The organism is Paenibacillus sp. DP01 (assembly GCF_044784315.1).
GTDB classification, from domain to species: domain Bacteria; phylum Bacillota; class Bacilli; order Paenibacillales; family Paenibacillaceae; genus Paenibacillus; species Paenibacillus polymyxa.
On record NZ_CP173059.1, the window covers coordinates 412,624 to 432,500 of the forward strand.

The window sequence follows — 19,877 nt, forward strand, 5'->3', positions numbered from 1 at the left end:
ACTTTGGTTAAATAACGGCTTGGGGGGCTTTTTTAATTGTTAGTTAATCAGCGCAGCTTTTTTTAAAAGTACATGCAGCACCTTGGCAGATGCCTCACGTGTTGTAGGCGCATTCGGCTGGAAGTAGGAAGAGCCTTTGATCGTGGCTCCGTTAATAATACCTGCTGCACTTACTTTTTCAATACTGTCCTTGGCATAGCCTGCAAAGGATGAAGTATCATGGTACGGTGTGCGTGCAGGACCATCGGTTGCTGTTTTGATTTGAAGCAAGTCCACTGCTTTGCCCAGCACAACAGCAATTTCTTGACGACTGATATTTGCTTGCGGATCAAACTTGTCGTTATTGCGACCTGTAATCAATCCGGCCTCATATGCGGCTGCCACATCCCCGGAATACCAGCTACCTGCCGGAATATCACTGAATGGTGCAGCAGTACCTGGTGTCAGGCCAAGTGCCCGGGTGATCAAGGCTGCAAATTCTGCACGCGTCACGTTTTGCTTCGGTGAGAATGTTGTATCGGTTGTGCCGTTAATTAGCAACTTATTCGCTAGCGATCGAATTTCGGATTGGGCATACGACGATGAAATATCTTCAAAGCTAACAGGACGTGTCGCCGCTGCATACGTGGAGAAGCCTGGACGACTTACCTTAACGATGGTAGATCCATCAGCTTGCTTGGTGAAAACGGATGGAACGGGATAGACATTTCCATTCGCCGTATAGAGCACACCGGCTGTATTAGGATCAATTTGACCAGGTACGGTAAAGGATCGGCTAATGAACTGTCCTGGGACCACTTTAAGCGGTTGATTCTTGCCACCAGTGACAACGTTGACCTCAAACCCTACCGGGGTGCCGATCACATTCGAGCCTTTAAGCTTGCTTGTAAATGTGCCGCTCGCCTCTGCCTGGCTACTGATGACCACTTCAATGCCTGCACCTTCAGGTGCATTTTTTAGAGCAGATACCGGCAATGCCAGGGAAGAACCTGTATTGCTCACAATCAGGCTGCTTCCTGCTGCGGCTTTGCCCAGTGTTGCCAGCTGTGACGAAGTGAGTGATGCCTTAGTCGTTTGGCCTGCTTGGCTAGTAGCCGACAATACGATAGCTGTCGGACTGGAGCCAGCTGCTGTCACGGCAGCCTGCAGGTCTGCATCAGCTACTGTCAGTGACTGTACATTATTGTTTAACGCAACGGCTGTAGGCACAGTTTTTACAGCTTGTCCTTGCTTCACTACGCTTTGCAGTGAAGGTGCAGATGTAGCGACAGGGGTGGATGTTTTCGTTGCAGCAGAAGGTGTAGTATTGCTTCTGCCGCCACCTCCACCACCTCCGCCGCCGCTACTACCACCGGATGCGGCACTATTATCCACACGGATCGATTTCGTGGCAGTGAACAGTTTAGGACCATCGGTATTACGTTCAACTTCTCCCTTTTCATTCAGTTCTGGAGAGCTGACTTCCAGCTTGTACACGCCATCCTTCAAGTGTTGAATAACCGGCTGACCGTTAGCATCCAGAACAGGCTTGCCATTGTCATCAAATTCAACATAACTTCCGTTAATCCCCTTAAAGGAATAAGCACCTTGTTTGAGGCGAGCGTTAGCTCCTTGTTCCTTGGTAGTGGCAATCCCATCAATCAGACCGATTAGCTTATCATCTAATCCGTATACATAGAGCGCGATCTGATTGGTTTTATCTGTGGTCAGACGGAAAGCCAAATCTGTTGTGCGCTCCGCACCTGTACGACTTGGATAAATAATCGGGTTCGTGAAACTTAGATCCTGCAAGCCGAAACCTGTCGTTGGATTTTCTTTGCCGACATGCACAACGAACGGAAGATGAAGTGTCGGCTGTCCAGCGCTTTTTAAAATAACCTCTCCTTCATATACACCTGTAGCTGCACTCGAACTTGGTTGTACAGACAGGAAAAACGGTTGTGACTTGCCAGGTTCTGCCGAGATGGCTCCATTCGCGCCAACACCCTGCAACTGAACGGCAATGTTGCTCACATCAGGGGTAGCAATAGGCTTAGTCGGATCAGAGGTGACATTATCATGTAAAACGTAGCTGGCTTCATACTGCACAGGGTTTGCGGATAAGTTTTTGAGCTGAAGCTGGATCTGCTTCGCATCACTACCCGGTCGTAACACCCCGAAGCTGGCGGAAGGATTGTAATTCACAACCTCCTGCCGATTAAAGTTCTTGTCAAGAATCGTAATCTTTTCAACGGTTTCCAGTAGGGCTGGAGTCTGAATCGCATTTGCAATGTTTACAAGACCTGCACCTTGGGAATACACATCATATTGGATTTTATCCTCATCAAAGAGTGTAACCGAAGTGTTTGCCAGAGCAGCGCGGATATCAAACGGTGTCCAGTTCGGATGCTGCTGTTTCAGCAGCACGGCAAGTCCAGCCACATGCGGAGATGCCATACTCGTTCCGTTGCTGCGTTTGTAAGCTTGCTCATAGGATGCATCCGGATAGAACTTGGCGAAGGCAGGGTACGTCGACATGATGCTAACCCCTGGTGCGCTCACGTCCGGTTTGATGCTCAGCAGTTCATCGCCATTGGGTCCGCGGGAGCTAAATCCCGCCATGGTATTACCAGGATTGTCAGTACGACGATACTCTTCTCCAAAAGCAATAAAGAATTTTTGTTTGTGGTTTTGGCTTTCAATGATTTGTCTTGCCAGTGCTCTACCTTCTTTTCCTGTCATGTCAAAGGTAGGGATATAATCTACATTGTCTCCTTGATTTGAATTAATGTAACCATCGTAACCAGGGATAGCTTCACTCAGATTGGCTTGTGTGCTGTCGCCAGATTTTGCTTGACCATTAAAAATAATAATAGCCTTTGCACCATTTTGTTGTGCGTTTGCGATCTTGTCTACGAAGCCCAAGACGCCACGCGATACGATCACAACCTTATCTTTTACATCTTTAGAAGTGAAATCATCTGGATATCCCAAATTGGCATAAACTAATTCCAATGGTTCTGTCCCCAAAATAGAAGAAAAATCCTCATGAAATGTTTGCCAAGCCATCATATTAAAATTGTAATAGGTATCTGATGTAACTGTTAAAGGCTTTTCATCATCACCATAGGTTACAAGATTGACGGATGCTTTATTTGAATAGCTATGGCTCGGTGAAGTGGCTGCACCAACGGAAATCGCTAGTTGAGATGTTGCGGGAGAACCCATGGAATAAAAATAGGGTCCTTGTTGTGCAGCGTTACCGTTCGCGATGACCGCGACTACCCCGGAAAGTACCGCATTATTGATGGCGATGGCATCCGGGGAGTTGGGATCTTTTTCAGAATCTGAGCCTAGCGACAGGTTGATGACATTCATGCCATCCTTGACAGCACGTTCAATACCGTCAATGACCTGAGCCGAGGAACCGGAGGAACGACCGGTCTTGGTATTGCGTCCAAGCACCTTATACACGTATAAGTCCGATTTATAGGCAATCCCTTTTTGCACAATATCCGAGGATTTATTTGCGGCTTTCCCGGCAATGGTACCGGAGACATGAGTCCCATGTGTCGTTCCACTAAAACCTGTGCCGTACGGATCATTCTCTTTTTCAAGGAAAGGTTCCTCGTAAGGGTCGTTGTCCTGTTCAAAAGAGTCATATCCGCCTTTGTAGGCTTCTTTCAAATCTGGATGCTCATAATCGATACCGGTATCAATAACCCCGACCTTGATTCCCTCGCCATGCAATCCTTTGGCCCAGGCTTCAGGCACACCAATTTGGTCCAGTGGTGCGTTGTCATAAGTGGCTTCATTGGCTGTAAGTGTTGGCGGGTCCTGCACGGGGATGGAATAATACGTTTTGTTTTCGTGAATGGATTTAACGCCTGGTAGTTTAGCCAATTCTGGAATTTTATTGGCTGGCACTGTAACCTCCAGTCCGTTAAGCACCGTATTGTACTGGTAATTCACTTGAAGGGAAATGCCGTGCTCAGCGGCTTGGTCTACGAACGTTGTTTGCTCGGTGGCGATCGCAGATTCGGCTTTTTGCTCGGATTGAGCGGTGAAAGCTTTGGCGCTTGAACGTGCGGCATATTTGTCCACAGCTAGGGGCTCACCATCAAGCTGTACGATGACTCTGACCTGACGAGAGGAGTCTGTGCTCAGCTCAGGTGAGATAAAGGCTGGAGCCGACTCAATAGTTAATGCTTCCTGAGCTTTTAAAAATGAGTCGATTGGCAGATCTGCAGTAGCGGCAGAACTGAAAGACGGTAGAGATAAGCTTACCGTCAAGGCAAGAGCGAGTGATACGACAGGTATTTTTTGCAAAATGATCGGCTTTTTCAAAGATTTCCCTCTTTTCAATCAAAATATGATATCTCTACATACTAGGATTTGAAGCCACTGCCGTTGTTCTCACGCCTCCCTTAATATCTAAAATAATAGAATTGACCACTGGTGACTAACTTGCCAGTTTTGAGGCATATCTTACCATATTGGTGGGATATATTACTATATGTTTTTTATATTTTTAGAAAAAATAAGGTTAACTTCACATATAGATTCCATGGAAATGTTATGAATTTACTAGATTATTTTTGAAATCAATCGAAGAGGAATGGGAGAATGCAAGATTTAATGATATAATCTGCATTGGAATTGTTGAGGTTACACAATCACGTAAAATGCTTAAGGTGAAGGAGTCGATTATGTTGGCAAAAACATTGATTTTTGGGCATAAAAATCCGGATACGGATACCATTTGCTCAGCTATTGCTTATGCAGACTTGAAAACCAAACTGGGCGCGGACGTAGAGCCGGTTCGTCTGGGCGAGGTTAACGGGGAAACGCAGTATGCGCTGGATTATTTCAAAGTGAGCGCGCCGCGTCTGGTTGAGCAGGTTGCTGCCGAAACAGACAGCGTCATTCTGGTCGATCATAATGAACGCCAGCAAAGCGCGACTGACATTGACAAGGTGCGCGTAACTGAAGTCATCGATCACCACCGGATCGCTAACTTTGAAACAAGCCAGCCGCTGTACTTCCGCGCTGAGCCAGTAGGTTGCACAGCCACCATTTTGAACAAGCTCTACAAGGAAAATGGTGTAGCCATTCCCAAAGAAATCGCAGGTCTGATGTTGTCCGCGATTATTTCTGATTCCCTATTGTTCAAGTCTCCGACCTGCACAGATCAGGACGTAGCCGCTGCCCGCGAACTGGCCGAAATTGCTGGTGTGGATGCAGATCGTTACGGTTTTGACTTGCTTAAAGCGGGTGCTGATTTGAGTGGCCACACGATTGAGCAGTTAGTAAGCTTGGACGCCAAAGAATTCCAGATGAATGGACGCAAAGTGGAAATCGCACAAGTGAATGCAGTAGACGTAAACGACGTATTGTCCCGTCAAGCTGATCTGGAAGCTGCTTTGTCCCAAACCATTGCAGCCAAAAATCTTGATCTGTTCTTGTTCGTCGTAACAGACATTGTGAACAGTGATTCCATTGGTATTGCGCTGGGAAGCCAGGCTCAGGCAGTTGAAAAAGCCTACAATGTACAGTTGGATGACAACAAGGCTGTTCTGAAAGGCGTCGTATCGCGCAAATCGCAAATTGTACCTGTATTGACCGAAGCTTTTAACAGTTTGTAATGATAAAAAATAAGCCTCCTGAACCCGACTGCATGAGGGCAGTGGAAGCAGGAGGCTTATTTTTATTTTTATTTCTTCAGCTCTGCCAGAGTGTCCTCGATACGAAATTCAAATGCTAACTTCAACTGATCGCTCATCAGGTGCCAGGCACTTTCAGCTACAGCGAGATCCCCGCTATGAGTAAAAGCATGTGCGGCGCCCATATATTTCTTATATGTTACGGGCACATCCGCTTCAATCAGCCGCTTGGCGTACAGCTCAGCTTCCTCAGCCAAGGAGTCCAACTCGGCTGTTATGATCAGCGCAGGAGGAAGATCATGCAGCGATTCTGCATAAATAGGAGAAACCAACGGATTTCGTGCCTCATCTGGCGAGCGCAAATAGCTTTCATTGAAGATTTTTGCCACGCGAGGCGGGATCGCCTTCTCAAATTGGGGCTTCAGCTTGGGATCTGTAGCAATATCCAGTGATGGGTAATCCAGCACCTGATACACAATTGGGAATTCTTTGCGATCCCGGGCCATAAGACACAGCGCTGCTGCAAGATTACCTCCTGCACTATGTCCGCCGACCGCAATGCGTTGGGGATCGATGTTTAGTACGTCAGGATGCTTGTACACCCATTGGGTCACATCATAACTTTCCTGTAGCGGAATAGGGAATTTATGCTCCGGGGCCAAGCGATAATCGACATTAACGACGACACAATTCGCTCGTTCGGAAATGACCGGGCACCAGGGGTCATCCATTTCAGCGCTGCCCATTATGAATCCGCTACCATGAAAATTGACGAATACAGGGAGTGGATCAGCAGACCGGAGGGAAGGTTCATATACAATTACCCTGGAATCACCTACAGAGGTGGGGATCATTCTCTCAGTCCGATGTACTTTGGGAGCATGCGAAGGCTTAAAATCGGATGCTGTTATCATTCGGCCAGCCGATCTGCGGGCAAGTTTGACGAACAGATTTTGTCTCAGTCTTCGCACCATTTGTCTTTCTCCTCTCTGAGGGCGCTGGGGGTGGTTAGACGCGAACCTTTAACATCTTCAAAAGCATCTCGTACGCGTGACAAATAGGTCTGAAACTGGCAGAGTTCTGATTCAGTAAAGTCTGACATCAGACGTGAAGCCAGCCCTATGAAAAAAGGGTCCATCTGCTGGATTTTACTTCTTCCTTTATCATTCAGAGAAACAAAAACTCCCCGCTTGTCATTGGGATCGTCGTATTTATTTATGAATCCTTCTTGCTCAAGAGAAATGACCATAGAACTGATGGCTGCCCGGCTGACACCCATCTTTTCAGCCAACGCTGAAGGAGATGACATTTCATCTCTTTGCGCAGAAAGTACACAAAGTGCAATATATTGCCCATAGGAGAGACCAAACTCACGTGAACGTTTTTCCATATTTTTTCTTATTTCGTATGTTATAGAAAATAAATCTACCAAAACACCAATCGGTTTATTGCCACCTGGAAATAGGTTATAGGCCAGTTGACGAATTTCGGAGTCCAAAAAAAAGAACATGCGATCCACCTCGATGTAGTTAATTAGTTAACTGTAATTTAATTAACCACTGGTTGCAATGATTTATACAAACTTTGTTCTGCATTTTTTGAAAAAGTATCGGCAAAACGTCACTTCCAGGGTCCGATGCACTGTTCAATACCTTGATCCACAAGAGCTTGGATGGAGGGCTGACGCAAGGTACGTCCTTCTTGCCACCGCCACTCACTATATTGAATTTTGGCGGTAAACATTGGCTTCACCCAAAATGCGTCTTGATGCCGATCCGGTTTGTTAATAAAAGGTCGCTCCGATAGAGTATGTGGCATCAGGCGCTCGGTAAGCTGACGCCAATCTCCACGAGTCAGCTTACCTGTACCCACGTGCCCGATATAGCGCAGCATTCCTTGCTTATCATACTGGCCCAGCAATACAGCGTTGATCACACCTCCGTTCAGGGTATAGCCACCGATAACGGCAATGATATCGCCATAATTTTTGACCTTGACCCATCGTCTGTCCTGTCCGCCCAATGTGTAGGGACTATCCAGTTTTTTGCACACAATACCTTCCATTCCTTGGCTACACATAACCTGAAAAAGAGCCTGTCCATCAGGATGAGCAGGAGCCAGTTGGATCCGTTCATTCGGTATGATGATCTGATGCAGCAGTTCAAGCCTTTCCTGTAACGGTTTGCGATGAACCCATTCCCCATTTAGATATACAATGTCAAACAACATGTAAGTAGCGGGTACGGCTTCATAGGCTGCCTGAATTCGCTCCGTCCGGCGAATCAGATCCCGGCGCATAATTTCATGGAACGACGGTTTACCGTCGGCACCAAGTGCGATCATCTCCCCGTCCAGTATGACTGAATCTGCCCTACAGTAGGAGGAGAAACGAGCAAGCTCCGGGTACAACAGCGTTCGTTCATGCTGCTTACGATTGAACAGACGCGTGTTGCCCTGGTCGTGATACGTTAAAATTCTTGTACCGTCCCATTTTATTTCGTAACGCCAAGGGCCTGCATCTATAGGGACTTTTTCACTCAGTTCTGGTTCAAACGGGATGACAGGTTTCATTTCCGTACCCAATACAGCACCTCCCTTTACCTTAATTGGAATAAATATAGTGTCGACGATAGTTCCTTTTTTATGTATGTGATGTTTCGCTATCCCCTAAATAGGGGAATGATAAGGATATCTAGCGTGGGTAACAAGTGAATGCAGCGTTCGTTCGCATGGAGTCGTTACGGCATTTCTTCAGTCAGAAAGGGGATTGGTCTCATGAGACAAATTCGCGAGGAGGACCATGCAGTAGTCATGGTGGATGATGGACAGGTAGTTGCAGAAGTAGGTTATAAATCCGTAGATGACCACTCTCTGGTCATTGACCATACATTTGTATCTGAACAGTTACGGGGTCAAAAAATTGGCAAGGAGCTCATCGACAAAGTTGTTGCTATGGCGAGGGAACAGCATAAAAAGGTGATCCCGGCTTGCTCGTATGCGCTGGCTCTGTTCAAGCGCCATCAGGAATACAGTGACGTCTGGCAGCAATGAATATTGCTATCAAGGCGCGTTATTGCATAGCCGACACAACACCGGAGTGGGGAATGATCCCTTCCCGGTGTTTTTTGTGTGCATAAAGCTTGTAAAATGAATGCATTCTACCGTTGATATTGGGAAGTAAGAGTGGTTCCCAAATGGATGAAGCATATTTCCTGGAGAATGGCTGTGAAATTGTTCATACTGTTGTCACTTCACAGGCTATCTATGAGTTCTATATAATATATTATGGTTATGACCGCAAAAATAACGAAAACCTGAATTTAAACGAAGGAGACGCTCATGATGAATAAAGCGAGTGAGGACAAGCAGTACGTTCCAACGAGCAATCGTAATTTTACAGCCTTGATTATCACCGTTTCCATTATAGCCAATGTGATTATTTTGCTGCTGTTCTTTTCGCCGATCGGATACCAGGGGAGTGTTAGTTTTGATCTCACTATTTTCCCAAGGTTGAATGCGATTTTTAACAGCTTCACATTTATTTTCTTGGTGGCTGCATTGGTTGCGATTTTCAAGAAAAACATTAAGGTGCATAAAACCTTTATTCTGCTGGCCTTCGCCAGTACCGTTTTGTTTTTGTTTTCCTATCTGACCTTCCATTACATTTCACCGGAGACTGCAAAATATGGCGGTGTGGGTATCCTTCGGCCGATTTACTTTACGCTGTTGATTTCGCATAGTATATTGGCGGCGATTATCGTACCGTTGGCGCTATTCACAGTTGTATGGGGATGGACGATGCAGGTAGCAAAACATCGTAAAATTGCCCGTTGGACGATGCCTATTTGGCTATATGTGAGCTTGACTGGAGTTTTGGTGTACGTTTTCATGGCTCCATATTATTAATAGATATGAATCCTCTGTGGGTTGATTTGGCAAACATGGCGTCTCTATTGAAGAGGCGTCTTTTTTGTATCCAATAAAAGAAAAATTATTCCTTCTAAATTTATTTTATTGAAAAAATGTTCCTTCTATAACGGTATTTCTGTTATAATTTACCTTAATCAACTAAGAACAAGGGGGTCACCATGTGACAAAGAAAGCGAAAGGCAGGTTACGGTTGCTTGTATCTATGCTGGCGCTGGTTGTACTGCTGAGCGGCTGCGGTGGCGGAGGCTCAAAGCCGGAAAAGGTAGACGGAGGGAAAGTGACACTCCAATTTTGGACCATTGCGCTACAACCTACATTTACCCCGTATTTTAATCGGGTCATTGCCGATTATGAGCAGAAGAACCCTAATGTCAAAATTGATTGGAAGGATTACCCGTATGATGCAGTGACCAATAAGTTGTTGACGAGTATCGCTAGCAACAGCAGTCCGGATGTAGTGAATCTCAATACGGAATTTGCTAGCCAAATGGGCTCTAAGGGCGCTGTTGTTGATATGAATGAACACTTGTCGCCTGAGGAGAAGGCTGCTTATTTCGAAGGTATTTATAATTCGACTGTTATTAACGGTAAAGCTTATGCACTCCCCTGGTATACAGGCACGGAAGTGCTTTACATGAATACTAAGTTGGTTAAAGCTGCTGGATTGGACCCTGCCCATCCGCCCAAAACGCGGGAGGAATTGTCAGAATGGGGCCGCCAAATCAATAGAAAAATCGGTAAGGCCGGCTATGCTCAGCAGCTTGTATCCAAGCTTTTTGCGGTTGACGGTATTCCTATCTTAAATAAAGAAAAGACAGCAGCTGCATTCAACACACCAGACGCAGTCACCATGATTGATAATCTAAAAAAACAGATGGAAGATGGAGTCGTGCTTAAGGAAGATGCTGACTTCTCGCAGCAAGTGAAATATTACGCTGGCGAGCAGGTTGCCTTCGAGCTGGCGGGCCCGACATTCATTAATTTTATCAAAACGGCAGCGCCGGACGTATATAAAAATACGATTGCTGTTCCCGTCCCAACCGGCAAAGCTGATTTGCGGCTTTCCAACTCTATGGACCTGGTCGTACCTACCAAGTCTGCACATATAGACGAGGCGGTGAAATTTGCTGTTTTCTTAACAAATGCAGAGAGTCAAACGGCATTTTCTAAAGAGGCCAATACACTACCTTCCACGAAAGAATCGATTAAAGACCCGTATTTTACTCAGTCTGACCAATCATTAGAGGCACAAGCCAAGGTAGTATCTGCACAAAGCTTGGATAAGGCGACAGATTATATGGTCGGTGTGCCTAATGCCAAGGATGTGAACAGCGCGATCGCGCGAGCCTTGCAAAATATTTTATTGAACGGAAGTAATACGAAGGAGACGCTTACTGCCTTGGAGCAGGAAGTGAATGATATTTTAAAGCAATAGGTATGACAGGGGAGTAATGCGAATACTCCCCTGTTCATTTATCAAAATCAGGTGGTGATGCAGCATGATCAAATGGTTGAGGTCGGAGTCCTTTACGGCCTGGGCCTTTATGACGCCGGGACTGTTATTGCTTGCCGTCTTTGTATTTTGGCCTATTATTTACAGCATTCCGCTGGCATTGACGGACTACTCTGTCATATCAGATACCCATTTTGTCGGCCTGGATAATTTTGAAGCAGCGTTTAAGGACCGTAACTTTCTTATTTCGATTTGGAACTCATTGTTGTACGTGCTCATTGTCCCCTTTCTTCAAATATTCTCTATCCTGATGGCCGTGCTGGTGAACAGTCGTATCCCCGGAATTAAAATATTTCGTACGACCTACTACATCCCTGTTGTGACTTCGATGGTAGCTGTGGCCTTAATTTGGAGTTGGCTGTTGGGCAATAACAGCGTAGTGAACTATTTGCTTATACAAGTCGGTTTGATTAGCAAAGACATACACTGGTTATCGGACAGCAATTTAGCCTTGTATGTACTGATGTTCATCACGATGTGGAAGGGACTCGGGTATTATATGATGCTCTATCTGGCAGGATTACAAAACATTCCTCAAGATCTGTACGAAGCCGCTAGGGTGGATGGAGCCAGTCGATGGCGTCTGATTGTTCATATTACACTTCCGCTGCTGAAGCCATACGTTCTGTTTTGTACCCTCATATCGCTCATGTCAGCTATTCGCGTATTTGATGAGGTATATGTGTTAACCAAGGGTGGACCGGGAACGGCCACGTTGACATCCAGCTTGTATATTTTTCAAAAGGGGATGGAGCAGTTTAATTTTGGGTACGCTTCGGCACTTGGCTTAATTGTCGGTGCAATGATTGCAGTACTCAGTATTATCGTATTCCGATTCAATAGGAAAGGCGGTGTCAATCCCTATTGATGAATCTACAGAATGATAAAATGCTACGCTCGTCTCTTCCTAAAAAAGAAAGCAGTCGCATCATGCGTAGTCTTGGTCGAGTGCTCAGAATGACGGTAATGTATGTGCTTTTAGTGCTGCTAGCCCTCTTTTTGATGGGACCGTTTCTATGGCTGCTTAGTGTATCCCTCATGCCAGGCCGTAATATTTTTTCAACGCCGCCTGCGATCTTCCCGACCTTTATTGATTTCGACAACTATGTTCAGGTGTGGCAGTTCATGGATTTTCCTAAATATATGCTGAATACAGTCATCATTACGGTGTTGGGCGTTGTGCTCAATGTGGTACTGGCCAGTTTGACGGGGTATCCCTTGGCTGTGTTTCGCTTTAAGGGTAAAAATGTGGTGTTTACGCTGCTGATTGCTACAATGATTATTCCTTCTTACACGGCATTTATTGTGCATTATCTGACCATTCAAGGGCTTCATCTGGGCAATACATATATGGGTGTGGTGTTGCCTGGGGCAGTCTCTGTGTTCAACATTTTTCTAATGCGGCAGACGTTTATTCATATTCCCGCCGATGTGCGTGATTCGGGTAAAATGGACGGCGCTTCGGAGTTTCGAATTTGGTGGCAACTGGTGCTTCCGCTGGTCAAGCCGGCGCTTGCTGTGATTTCTCTGTTGGAGGCCATGTCGTTCTGGAACAGCTTCCTATGGCCTATCGTTATTCTGAACGATACGGAGCTATACCCGCTGGCAGCTGCACTTACGTATCTCAATGGTCAGTTTGCCTATAATTTTGGCTGGATTGCTGCAGGCACAATGATTTCGGTATTGCCGATCATTATATTGTTCCTGTTCACGCAGCGCTATTATATGGAAGGCTTGGCGGGAGCGGTGAAAGGATAATTCAGAAGTCTCGGCTACGGAGAGCCCGTAAATGGAAGGAGACGATTGCGATGGAACTGTCCAAAAGAATGAGACCTAATTCGGATGTAGGGCTAACACCGCAGGAGGTTCAATATTATTTTCGTGATGTGTATGACAGTGGGGACAAACTGGTTATCTCTGAACCGAACCTGATCTGTGAACTGTCCTCTCGCTTCGCAATGAATCAGGAGTATGAAGGTGTGCTTGACCCCGAGGGACCGATCCGACTCATTGCACCTCCGGGGCCCGGTGTTCCGACTGAAACAAGGGGAAGCGTGCAGTTGATGCTCGAATATGACGGAACGCTTACTGCCGATGGATATCGTTTGGACATTCAGAAGGAAGGGAGAATTGAAATCCATGCGTCCAATAAAAGAGGGCTTAAGTACGGCATGGATGCCCTGCATCTCCTGCTTCAAGTAGAACAGGAACGATGTGCGCTACCGGTGATGTCTATTCGGGATGAGCCTTCCTTTCCGGTCAGAGGAATCATTGAAGGTTTCTACGGGAAACCGTGGAGTTTCGCAGATCGGCTGGATTCCGTTCATTTTATGGCTGTGCATCGGATGAACACGTTTATGTACGCTCCCAAGGACGATCCCTATCATCGCGAGCTATGGAGGGAACCGTACCCCGAGGAGACATTTGCCCAAATCCGCGAATTAAAGGAAGCCTGTGAACGGCACGAGATTGATTTTCACTATTGTATTAGTCCAGGGAATGACCTGAACTTTGGTAGCGCTGAAGATTTTCTCAAATTGACGGAGAAGCTGGCAGCCATGATAGCGATAGGCGTACGTCATTTTTCTGTATTAATGGATGATATTGATTACGTCCTTAAAGGGGAAAATCGGCATTTGCTGGGCCGCTCGGGCCACGCTCATGTCTTTTTGACGAATAAGGTTCATACATGGTTGGCTGAGCGGCTGCCTGAATTTACGCTGACAGTCTGTCCATCGGAATATTGGTCCTATTGGGATACCGAATACAAAAAGGATTTCCGGGAGCGATTGCATCCAGATATTAAGGTATTCTGGACGGGATACTTTGTATTTGCTCCACAGATTGGTCGCCAGCATGCTGCCGATAACCATGCATTCTATGGGCATGAGCTGTGGTTATGGGATAACATCCCGGTGAATGATTGTGACCATGATCGGTTATTCCTCGATCCGCTGCGCGGACGGTATTCCGGGCTTCCAGCTTGCGGACATACCGGCATGGTGGCCAACCCAATGAACCAATGGGAGTGCTCCAAGGTGACGCTTATTACGATGTCCCACTATATGTGGAACAGTGAGCGTTATATGCCGGAGCTGTCCTGGGAATGGGCTGTGCGGGAGTTAGCGGGGGAGCATGCAGATGAACTGATGTTTTTCTGTCGCCAAAACAAGAACAGCCGACTGGGCAGCAGCACGTATGAGGACGTGGACCTTGCCTTGCAAATGCGCGATATCCCTGCGCTGGATATCTACTTCGAGCGGCTGCTTCACGTTGTGAGCGTCCTACAGAATATATCTGCCAATGATGCGGCGGCAGGCTTCGTGGCACAGGCTACGCCTTGGCTGGAACGTGCCAAGTTGGATGTGGACCTGTGGCAAGTGCTGCGCCAAGCTGCGCTAGGCAACGAGCGCCAGAACGATGTGCAGTCGCTAGGAAACCTCATGCAGAGCGAAGCAACTGGCGGACAAAAGCCGCCGCCTCTGGCGGACGAGGTCGTGGACGAACTACGACGCGGTATCACGGCTTGCCTAGAAGCAGAGACTCGACTGGGGAGCAATCCAGCGATCCGTGCCGCCGTGCAGTGGGGCTATGTCGATCAGGATGAACAAGGCAAATATCGACTGATCTTGTGAGAATTGGTGATGGTTAAGAAACAAGACAGCATAGCTGCCTTGAAAATTACCATTTGCCGTTAGAATAACGGTAATTTCCAGGAGAGGTGGAGCGTATGGTGAAGCCAAATACCCGATTACTTTTTGTACCGCTGGATGAGCGGCCCTGCAATTATCAATTTCCTTACTTACTAGCACAGGGCACAGACCTTGAAATGGAGCGCCCTCCTTTAGAATGGATGGGACAAAAGAAAATCCCTGGCGATACGACCAGGCTATGGACGTGGCTCGAAGAACGTGCGGCGACTGCTGATGGAGCGATTATTGCGATGGATACGCTGCTGTACGGGGGAATCGTACCCTCCCGGCTACACGGAATGTCGAGTGAGCAGGTCAGGGACAGGGCTAATCGTCTTCGCAGGTTGAAGCAGCTATACCCGCAACTGACTTTGTATGCCTTTCAATTGATTATGCGTTGTCCGCAATACTCTTTGGCTGATGAGGAACCAGACTACTATGCTGATTGGGGTCGTGAAATATTTAGAAAAGGCTTCATTGAGCATCGTCAGGAGCTAGCGATCGCTACCGCAGAAGAGTTGCTGGAATTAGCGGACATCAACAAGCGTTTGCCTATAGAGATTTTGGACGATTATCTAGGGCGTCGCCGTGTGAATTTGGAAGCTAATCAAGTAGCACTGGAACTGGTAGCAGAAGGCGTGATTGATTTTCTGATCATTCCACAGGATGATTCGGCTCCCTACGGCTATACCGCCAAGGATCAACAGCGACTAAGAAGTCGTATTTCCGAGCTTGGGCTGGATTTGAAAGTATACATGTATCCGGGGGCAGACGAAGTGGGTTGTACGTTGCTAGCTCGTTGGGTGAATCGGACGAATCATGTAGTTCCACTGGTATATCCTCGATTATCTGCTTTGCAGGGGGCGTTCGTAGTCCCGCTTTTTGAGGATCGTTATTTTTACGAAACGTTAAAGTATCAGATTATAGCGGCAGGTGGGCTGATTGCTTCCTCAGCAGCGGAGGCTGATTTGATTTTGCTGGCCAACACACCTGGTGACACGATGGCAGAAGCTTCATCCCAGCAGCATGCGATGGCCGGATATGATGTACATCGGAATCTGGTAGAACTGGTGGAGTACGGTGCTCATATGCAGCATGATGCCAATAAACATATTGCAATTGCTGATGTAGCTTACGCCAACGGCGCCGATCTCAAGCTGCTTAGACTATTGAAGCAAAAAGGACTGCTTTTTAAGCTGGCAGGCTATGCAGGCTGGAATACCAGTTCTAATACGCTCGGTACCGTCATTGCCCAGTCCATGCTTTATGTCCGCTATGGTCCTACGGAGGAACACCTGGATTTTCTGGGGCTGCGCTACGCTGAGGATGCCTGTTATTGTGCTGTGGTACGTACAGCTATGAATAATGGAATTGTGGAGCAGATGGGTTTTAACAAGTTTATGCTCGATGGCTCTAGAGGATCGGTAGCTGCGGTCATTCGCGGACGGCTGGAGCAGGCGCTCGATGAATATGTGAACGGGCCGGAGGGTCGCGTGGAAATTACAGATTGCTACATGCCGTGGAACCGTACCTTTGAAGTTGGATTGACCGTTCGGCATTATGCTGAGGAGAGGGAGTGATTCCTATGGAGATGGAAGCTATATTATCCAAGGTTCGGCATGGACTAATCGTTTCCTGTCAGGCGCTACCTGGCGAACCGTTGCATGGAACAGATTTTATGGTCAAAATGGCACGTGCTGCACAGGAGGGTGGAGCTGTAGCGATTCGTGCCAATGGTGCATCGGATGTACGTGCGATTAAACAGGCGATCCCTCTACCAGTCATTGGTTTGATTAAACGGAATTATGATGATTCTGATATTTACATTACGCCTACCCTCCGTGAAATGGAGGAACTAGTGGAGGCAGGTGCGGATATCATTGCGCTGGATGCCACATTACGACCGCGCCCAGAGGGGGGCAAGCTGAAGCAACTCATAGATTACGCTCATGAGCACGGAGTCACCTCCATGGCGGATATATCGACACTGGAGGAGGCGCTTCATGCGGCTTCCCTTGGTGTGGGCTGCGTGTCCACGACGTTATCCGGTTATACGTCATATTCTACTCAGATAGAGGGTCCGGATCTGGAATTGGTGCGGAGAGCGTCAGAGCTGGTTCCTGTTCCTGTCATTGCAGAGGGCAGAATCCATGATCCGGCACAAGTAGAGGAAGCATTTCGGCTGGGTGCACATGCAGTGGTTGTAGGCTCGGCGATTACTAGACCCCAATTGATTACGCAGCGGTTTGCCGATGCCGCAAGGAAGGCAGTGAAATGCATCTATGGAGATGAACGACCGAATTAACACGTATTATCCTTCATTAACGAAATCGGAGCAAAAAGTCGCTTTGTGCGTACTGGAGTGCCCCGCTGACATCATATATTTCTCCGTGACGGAGCTAGCTGACTTCGCAGGTACAGGCGAAACGACGGTTATGCGTTTTTGCCGGAAAATTGGTTTTAAAGGGTATCAGGATTTCCGACTGTCGCTGGCACAAAACCAGACTTATCGAAAAACCGATATGAGCGAGGAGAACATCGACCCAGATCACGAACATGATATTACCCGCACGGTGTATCACAATATGCTCGATATTTTGCACTCCAGTATGGGGCTCTTGGACCGTTCGGAGCTTAGTCGTGCGATAGCGTGTCTCGATCAAGCGGGTTATGTTCAATTTTTCGGTGTAGGTGCATCGGGAATTTCCGCACAGGATGCTAAAAACCGATTCTTGCGGATTGGGCGGCGCGCCGAGGCTGTGGCAGACGGACATATTCAGTCGATGATGGCCGTGTCCATGAGTCCTGGTGATGTCGCTATTGGCATCAGTGTATCAGGAAGTACACTGGATACCAACGACATGCTGCACAAGGCCAAGCAGAACGGAGCAACAGTTATCGCAATTACGAATTATGCAAAATCACCTATTACCTCCATTGCAGATATTGTTTTACTGACCGCAGGGAAGGAAGCTCCGATAGAAGGCGGTTCAATCGGCGCCAAAATCTCGCAGCTATTCGTGATTGATCTCATCTGCGAAGGACTTGCTCGCAAGCACACAAGTCACACCAAACAGATGAAGGAAAAAACAGCGAGAGCGGTGATTGAACGAAGTTATTGAAATTCTGCGATTGCGGATTGGAATAGGGCACGCTCCGACAGTTCATCATGTTTTTCTATCCATAGAAGGTTTGTGCTAAGAGCTCGTAAGGTTTTATGTGGGGGAACAAGGAGGATATGGTGGTGGCAGTTGCATTGAACAAAGTCATTGGGATCGACATTGGAGGAACTTCCGTAAAGGCCGCCATAGTGGCGCGGGATGGATCGGTACTTGATGAAATCCGAATGGATACAGATGCCTCACGTGGGCGTGAATGGGTGTTGTCGCGTGTGTCTGAGGCTGTATTCGGACTGATGCGTTCATTTGGAGATACCAGTGTGAGTACCCCTATAGGTATAGGCGCTTTAGGCATTGCTACTGCTGGCAGAGTGAACGTGGAGAGCGGTGAAGTTGTGTACGCCACAGATAACCTGCCTGGCTGGCAGGGGACATCCTTGGTGGAGTGGGCTAAAGAAAAGCTGGCGCTACGTGCGGTTGCAGATAATGATGCGAACGCTGCGTTACTAGGAGAAGCGTGGCAGGGAGCTGGGAAGGGCAAACAGCGCTTGGTCGTGCTCACCTTGGGAACAGGGGTCGGAGGCGCGTATATGGAAAATGGCCTCTTGTGTAGAGGGGCTCACTGGAGCGGCGGCGATTGGGGGCACAGTATTTTATTTCCCGGAGGTCACCCCTGCAATTGCGGGAAAAAGGGATGTGCCGAGCAATACGTATCAGGTAGTGCCCTGTTACGTCGAGGCAGTGAATACACCGGAAAATTGTACCGTTCGGGGAACGAGATTGTGACAGAGGCCACTCACGGCAATCTGAAGACAATTCAGGCGCTGGATGACTACACGGCAGATTTGGCTGTGCTTCTGGCTAATATTTCGGTGACCCTCGATCCTGAGTTGATCATTGTTGGGGGAGGAGTAGCGGATGCGGGGGAGGTATGGTGGCCCTTGCTCGAAAAGCATTTGTACCAACTGGGAGTTCAAACAGAAGTAAGTCGGGCAATGTTGGGCAATCGCGCTGGATTCATAGGCGCTGCTAGACTAGCTTTTGAAGTGATGGAATCTTAGTACAAAAATGAAAGGGGAACGAACCATGACGCAAAAACGGCTTGATGCCGATGTTGTTGTGATTGGCGGAGGTCTGGGAGGGACATCGGCAGCCCTTGCGGCGGCGAAAGCTGGTATGAGAGTCATCATGACAGAGGAGACGGACTGGCTGGGAGGGCAATTAACTTCACAGGCTGTTCCCCCAGATGAGCACCGATGGATCGAACAGTTTGGTTGCACAGCAACATATCGTCAGTTCCGTAATCGTGTACGCGAGTATTACCGTCAGAACTATCCGTTAACCGAAGAAGCCTACAATGATCCGATTCTTAATCCTGGGAACGGCTGGGTAAGTCGTCTGGCCCATGAACCACGGGTAGCTCTACAGGTGCTTGAGGATATGCTTGCTCCTTACTTAAATACGGGACGCGTTCGTGTATATTATCACACCGTGCCTATTGCTGCTCAGACAGATGGAGATTGTATTACTTCTGTTACCGTCCGTACCTCGCATAATCCTGATCATAAGAGTGGCCTCAGAGTGCTGCATGGAACGTTTTATCTGGATGCCACAGAGTGTGGTGATCTCCTTCCCATGGCGGGTGTGGAGCATACGAGTGGAGCGGAGTCACGGGCTGCAACGGGGGAGCCTCACGCACTGGAGTGTGCTAATCCTCTTGATATGCAATCTATCACGCATGTGGCTGCTGTAGACTATATCCCCCAGGAAAGCTTCATTATAGAGCGACCGCAGCAATACGATTTCTGGAGAAATTATATCCCGTCATTTTCCCGTTTTCCGATTTTGAGCTGGTTTGCTACAGATGCAGATGATACCAGTAAGCTAAAACAGTTCACATTATTCCCTAACGATCAGGGTATTGTATCCTTATGGGATTATCGTCGTATCGTAGATCCCTCCATATGGAGCGAACCGCTAA

General features: G+C 47.5%; 17 protein-coding genes (1 of these 17 running past the window's edge). 13 read left to right on the forward strand and 4 right to left on the reverse strand.

Going from position 1 to position 19,877, the window contains the following annotated elements:
- Positions 1–39 precede the first annotated feature (39 nt).
- On the reverse strand, positions 40–4,326 hold the full coding sequence (locus ACH59B_RS01765; protein WP_257126580.1) for a S8 family serine peptidase: 4,287 nt from the start codon (positions 4,324–4,326) through the stop codon (positions 40–42).
- 362 nt (positions 4,327–4,688) lie between these two features.
- Between ACH59B_RS01765 and ACH59B_RS01770 the strand changes: the two genes are divergently transcribed.
- Entirely contained in the window at positions 4,689–5,624 is a 936-nt protein-coding gene (locus ACH59B_RS01770; RefSeq protein ID WP_016820240.1) for a manganese-dependent inorganic pyrophosphatase, read from the forward strand.
- 68 nt (positions 5,625–5,692) lie between these two features.
- Here ACH59B_RS01770 and ACH59B_RS01775 read toward each other — a convergent pair whose 3' ends face one another.
- The 3 genes from ACH59B_RS01775 to ACH59B_RS01785 form a co-directional block, all read right to left on the reverse strand.
- Positions 5,693–6,616, reverse strand: coding sequence for an alpha/beta hydrolase (locus ACH59B_RS01775; RefSeq protein ID WP_019685885.1), 924 nt, complete (start codon positions 6,614–6,616; stop codon positions 5,693–5,695).
- Complete coding sequence (locus tag ACH59B_RS01780; RefSeq protein WP_016820242.1) at positions 6,601–7,152, reverse strand: MarR family winged helix-turn-helix transcriptional regulator; 552 nt, start codon at positions 7,150–7,152, stop codon at positions 6,601–6,603. The genes ACH59B_RS01775 and ACH59B_RS01780 overlap by 16 nt, the downstream gene beginning before the upstream one ends.
- A 110-nt stretch (positions 7,153–7,262) precedes the next feature.
- Positions 7,263–8,225 (reverse strand): RNA ligase family protein, encoded by a 963-nt coding sequence (locus tag ACH59B_RS01785; RefSeq protein WP_019685886.1) that lies wholly within the window; start codon positions 8,223–8,225, stop codon positions 7,263–7,265.
- A 192-nt stretch (positions 8,226–8,417) separates the two neighbouring features.
- Between ACH59B_RS01785 and ACH59B_RS01790 the strand changes: the two genes are divergently transcribed.
- The 12 genes from ACH59B_RS01790 to ACH59B_RS01845 all read left to right on the forward strand — a co-directional run.
- Positions 8,418–8,693 carry a GNAT family N-acetyltransferase gene (locus ACH59B_RS01790; protein ID WP_013369011.1) on the forward strand — a complete coding sequence of 92 codons (276 nt, stop codon included), beginning with the start codon at positions 8,418–8,420 and terminating at the stop codon, positions 8,691–8,693.
- A gap of 143 nt (positions 8,694–8,836) precedes the next feature.
- Positions 8,837–8,992 carry a hypothetical protein gene (locus ACH59B_RS01795; protein ID WP_404303204.1) on the forward strand — a complete coding sequence of 52 codons (156 nt, stop codon included), beginning with the start codon at positions 8,837–8,839 and terminating at the stop codon, positions 8,990–8,992.
- On the forward strand, positions 8,982–9,548 hold the full coding sequence (locus ACH59B_RS01800; RefSeq protein WP_013369012.1) for a DUF420 domain-containing protein: 567 nt from the start codon (positions 8,982–8,984) through the stop codon (positions 9,546–9,548). Before ACH59B_RS01795 ends, ACH59B_RS01800 begins: the two co-directional genes overlap by 11 nt.
- A 184-nt stretch (positions 9,549–9,732) precedes the next feature.
- On the forward strand, positions 9,733–11,007 hold the full coding sequence (locus ACH59B_RS01805) for an ABC transporter substrate-binding protein (RefSeq protein ID WP_016820244.1): 1,275 nt from the start codon (positions 9,733–9,735) through the stop codon (positions 11,005–11,007).
- Between the two features lie 64 nt (positions 11,008–11,071).
- Positions 11,072–11,953 carry a carbohydrate ABC transporter permease gene (locus ACH59B_RS01810; RefSeq protein WP_016820245.1) on the forward strand — a complete coding sequence of 294 codons (882 nt, stop codon included), beginning with the start codon at positions 11,072–11,074 and terminating at the stop codon, positions 11,951–11,953.
- The gene (locus ACH59B_RS01815) at positions 11,953–12,843 is read left to right on the forward strand and encodes a carbohydrate ABC transporter permease (RefSeq protein WP_117290312.1); all 891 of its coding nucleotides are present in this window, start codon (positions 11,953–11,955) and stop codon (positions 12,841–12,843) included. Before ACH59B_RS01810 ends, ACH59B_RS01815 begins: the two co-directional genes overlap by 1 nt.
- A gap of 50 nt (positions 12,844–12,893) precedes the next feature.
- The gene (locus ACH59B_RS01820) at positions 12,894–14,720 is read left to right on the forward strand and encodes a beta-N-acetylglucosaminidase domain-containing protein (protein WP_016820247.1); all 1,827 of its coding nucleotides are present in this window, start codon (positions 12,894–12,896) and stop codon (positions 14,718–14,720) included.
- Positions 14,721–14,815: 95 nt separating this feature from the next.
- Positions 14,816–16,357 carry a DUF4127 family protein gene (locus tag ACH59B_RS01825; protein WP_016820248.1) on the forward strand — a complete coding sequence of 514 codons (1,542 nt, stop codon included), beginning with the start codon at positions 14,816–14,818 and terminating at the stop codon, positions 16,355–16,357.
- 5 nt (positions 16,358–16,362) lie between these two features.
- Positions 16,363–17,082, forward strand: coding sequence for an N-acetylmannosamine-6-phosphate 2-epimerase (locus ACH59B_RS01830; RefSeq protein ID WP_029514353.1), 720 nt, complete (start codon positions 16,363–16,365; stop codon positions 17,080–17,082).
- Positions 17,060–17,899, forward strand: a complete 840-nt coding sequence (locus tag ACH59B_RS01835; RefSeq protein WP_016820250.1) for a MurR/RpiR family transcriptional regulator — start codon at positions 17,060–17,062, stop codon at positions 17,897–17,899. Before ACH59B_RS01830 ends, ACH59B_RS01835 begins: the two co-directional genes overlap by 23 nt.
- Before the next feature lie 116 nt (positions 17,900–18,015).
- Positions 18,016–18,957: an ROK family protein gene (locus ACH59B_RS01840; RefSeq protein ID WP_257126583.1), complete on the forward strand. Its 942-nt coding sequence runs from the start codon at positions 18,016–18,018 to the stop codon at positions 18,955–18,957.
- A gap of 25 nt (positions 18,958–18,982) precedes the next feature.
- Positions 18,983–19,877: the 5' portion of an FAD-dependent oxidoreductase gene (locus ACH59B_RS01845; protein WP_257126584.1), read on the forward strand. 716 nt of this gene lie beyond the right edge of the window; only the first 895 of its 1,611 coding nucleotides appear in the window; it begins with the start codon at positions 18,983–18,985; its stop codon lies beyond the right edge, outside the window.

Excerpts from the sequence above, each read along its gene's own strand:
- ACH59B_RS01770 (WP_016820240.1), top strand. The coding sequence starts at position 4,689 with ATGTTGGCAAAAACATTGATTTTTGGGCATAAAAATCCGGATACGGAT.
- ACH59B_RS01825 (WP_016820248.1), top strand. The coding sequence starts at position 14,816 with ATGGTGAAGCCAAATACCCGATTACTTTTTGTACCGCTGGATGAGCGG.
- ACH59B_RS01775 (WP_019685885.1), bottom strand. The coding sequence starts at position 6,616 with ATGGTGCGAAGACTGAGACAAAATCTGTTCGTCAAACTTGCCCGCAGA.
- ACH59B_RS01810 (WP_016820245.1), top strand. The coding sequence starts at position 11,072 with ATGATCAAATGGTTGAGGTCGGAGTCCTTTACGGCCTGGGCCTTTATG.
- ACH59B_RS01795 (WP_404303204.1), top strand. The coding sequence starts at position 8,837 with ATGGATGAAGCATATTTCCTGGAGAATGGCTGTGAAATTGTTCATACT.
- ACH59B_RS01780 (WP_016820242.1), bottom strand. The coding sequence starts at position 7,152 with ATGTTCTTTTTTTTGGACTCCGAAATTCGTCAACTGGCCTATAACCTA.
- ACH59B_RS01840 (WP_257126583.1), top strand. The coding sequence starts at position 18,016 with ATGGTGGTGGCAGTTGCATTGAACAAAGTCATTGGGATCGACATTGGA.
- ACH59B_RS01800 (WP_013369012.1), top strand. The coding sequence starts at position 8,982 with ATGATGAATAAAGCGAGTGAGGACAAGCAGTACGTTCCAACGAGCAAT.
- ACH59B_RS01820 (WP_016820247.1), top strand. The coding sequence starts at position 12,894 with ATGGAACTGTCCAAAAGAATGAGACCTAATTCGGATGTAGGGCTAACA.
- ACH59B_RS01790 (WP_013369011.1), top strand. The coding sequence starts at position 8,418 with ATGAGACAAATTCGCGAGGAGGACCATGCAGTAGTCATGGTGGATGAT.
- ACH59B_RS01815 (WP_117290312.1), top strand. The coding sequence starts at position 11,953 with ATGAATCTACAGAATGATAAAATGCTACGCTCGTCTCTTCCTAAAAAA.
- ACH59B_RS01835 (WP_016820250.1), top strand. The coding sequence starts at position 17,060 with ATGGAGATGAACGACCGAATTAACACGTATTATCCTTCATTAACGAAA.
- ACH59B_RS01830 (WP_029514353.1), top strand. The coding sequence starts at position 16,363 with ATGGAGATGGAAGCTATATTATCCAAGGTTCGGCATGGACTAATCGTT.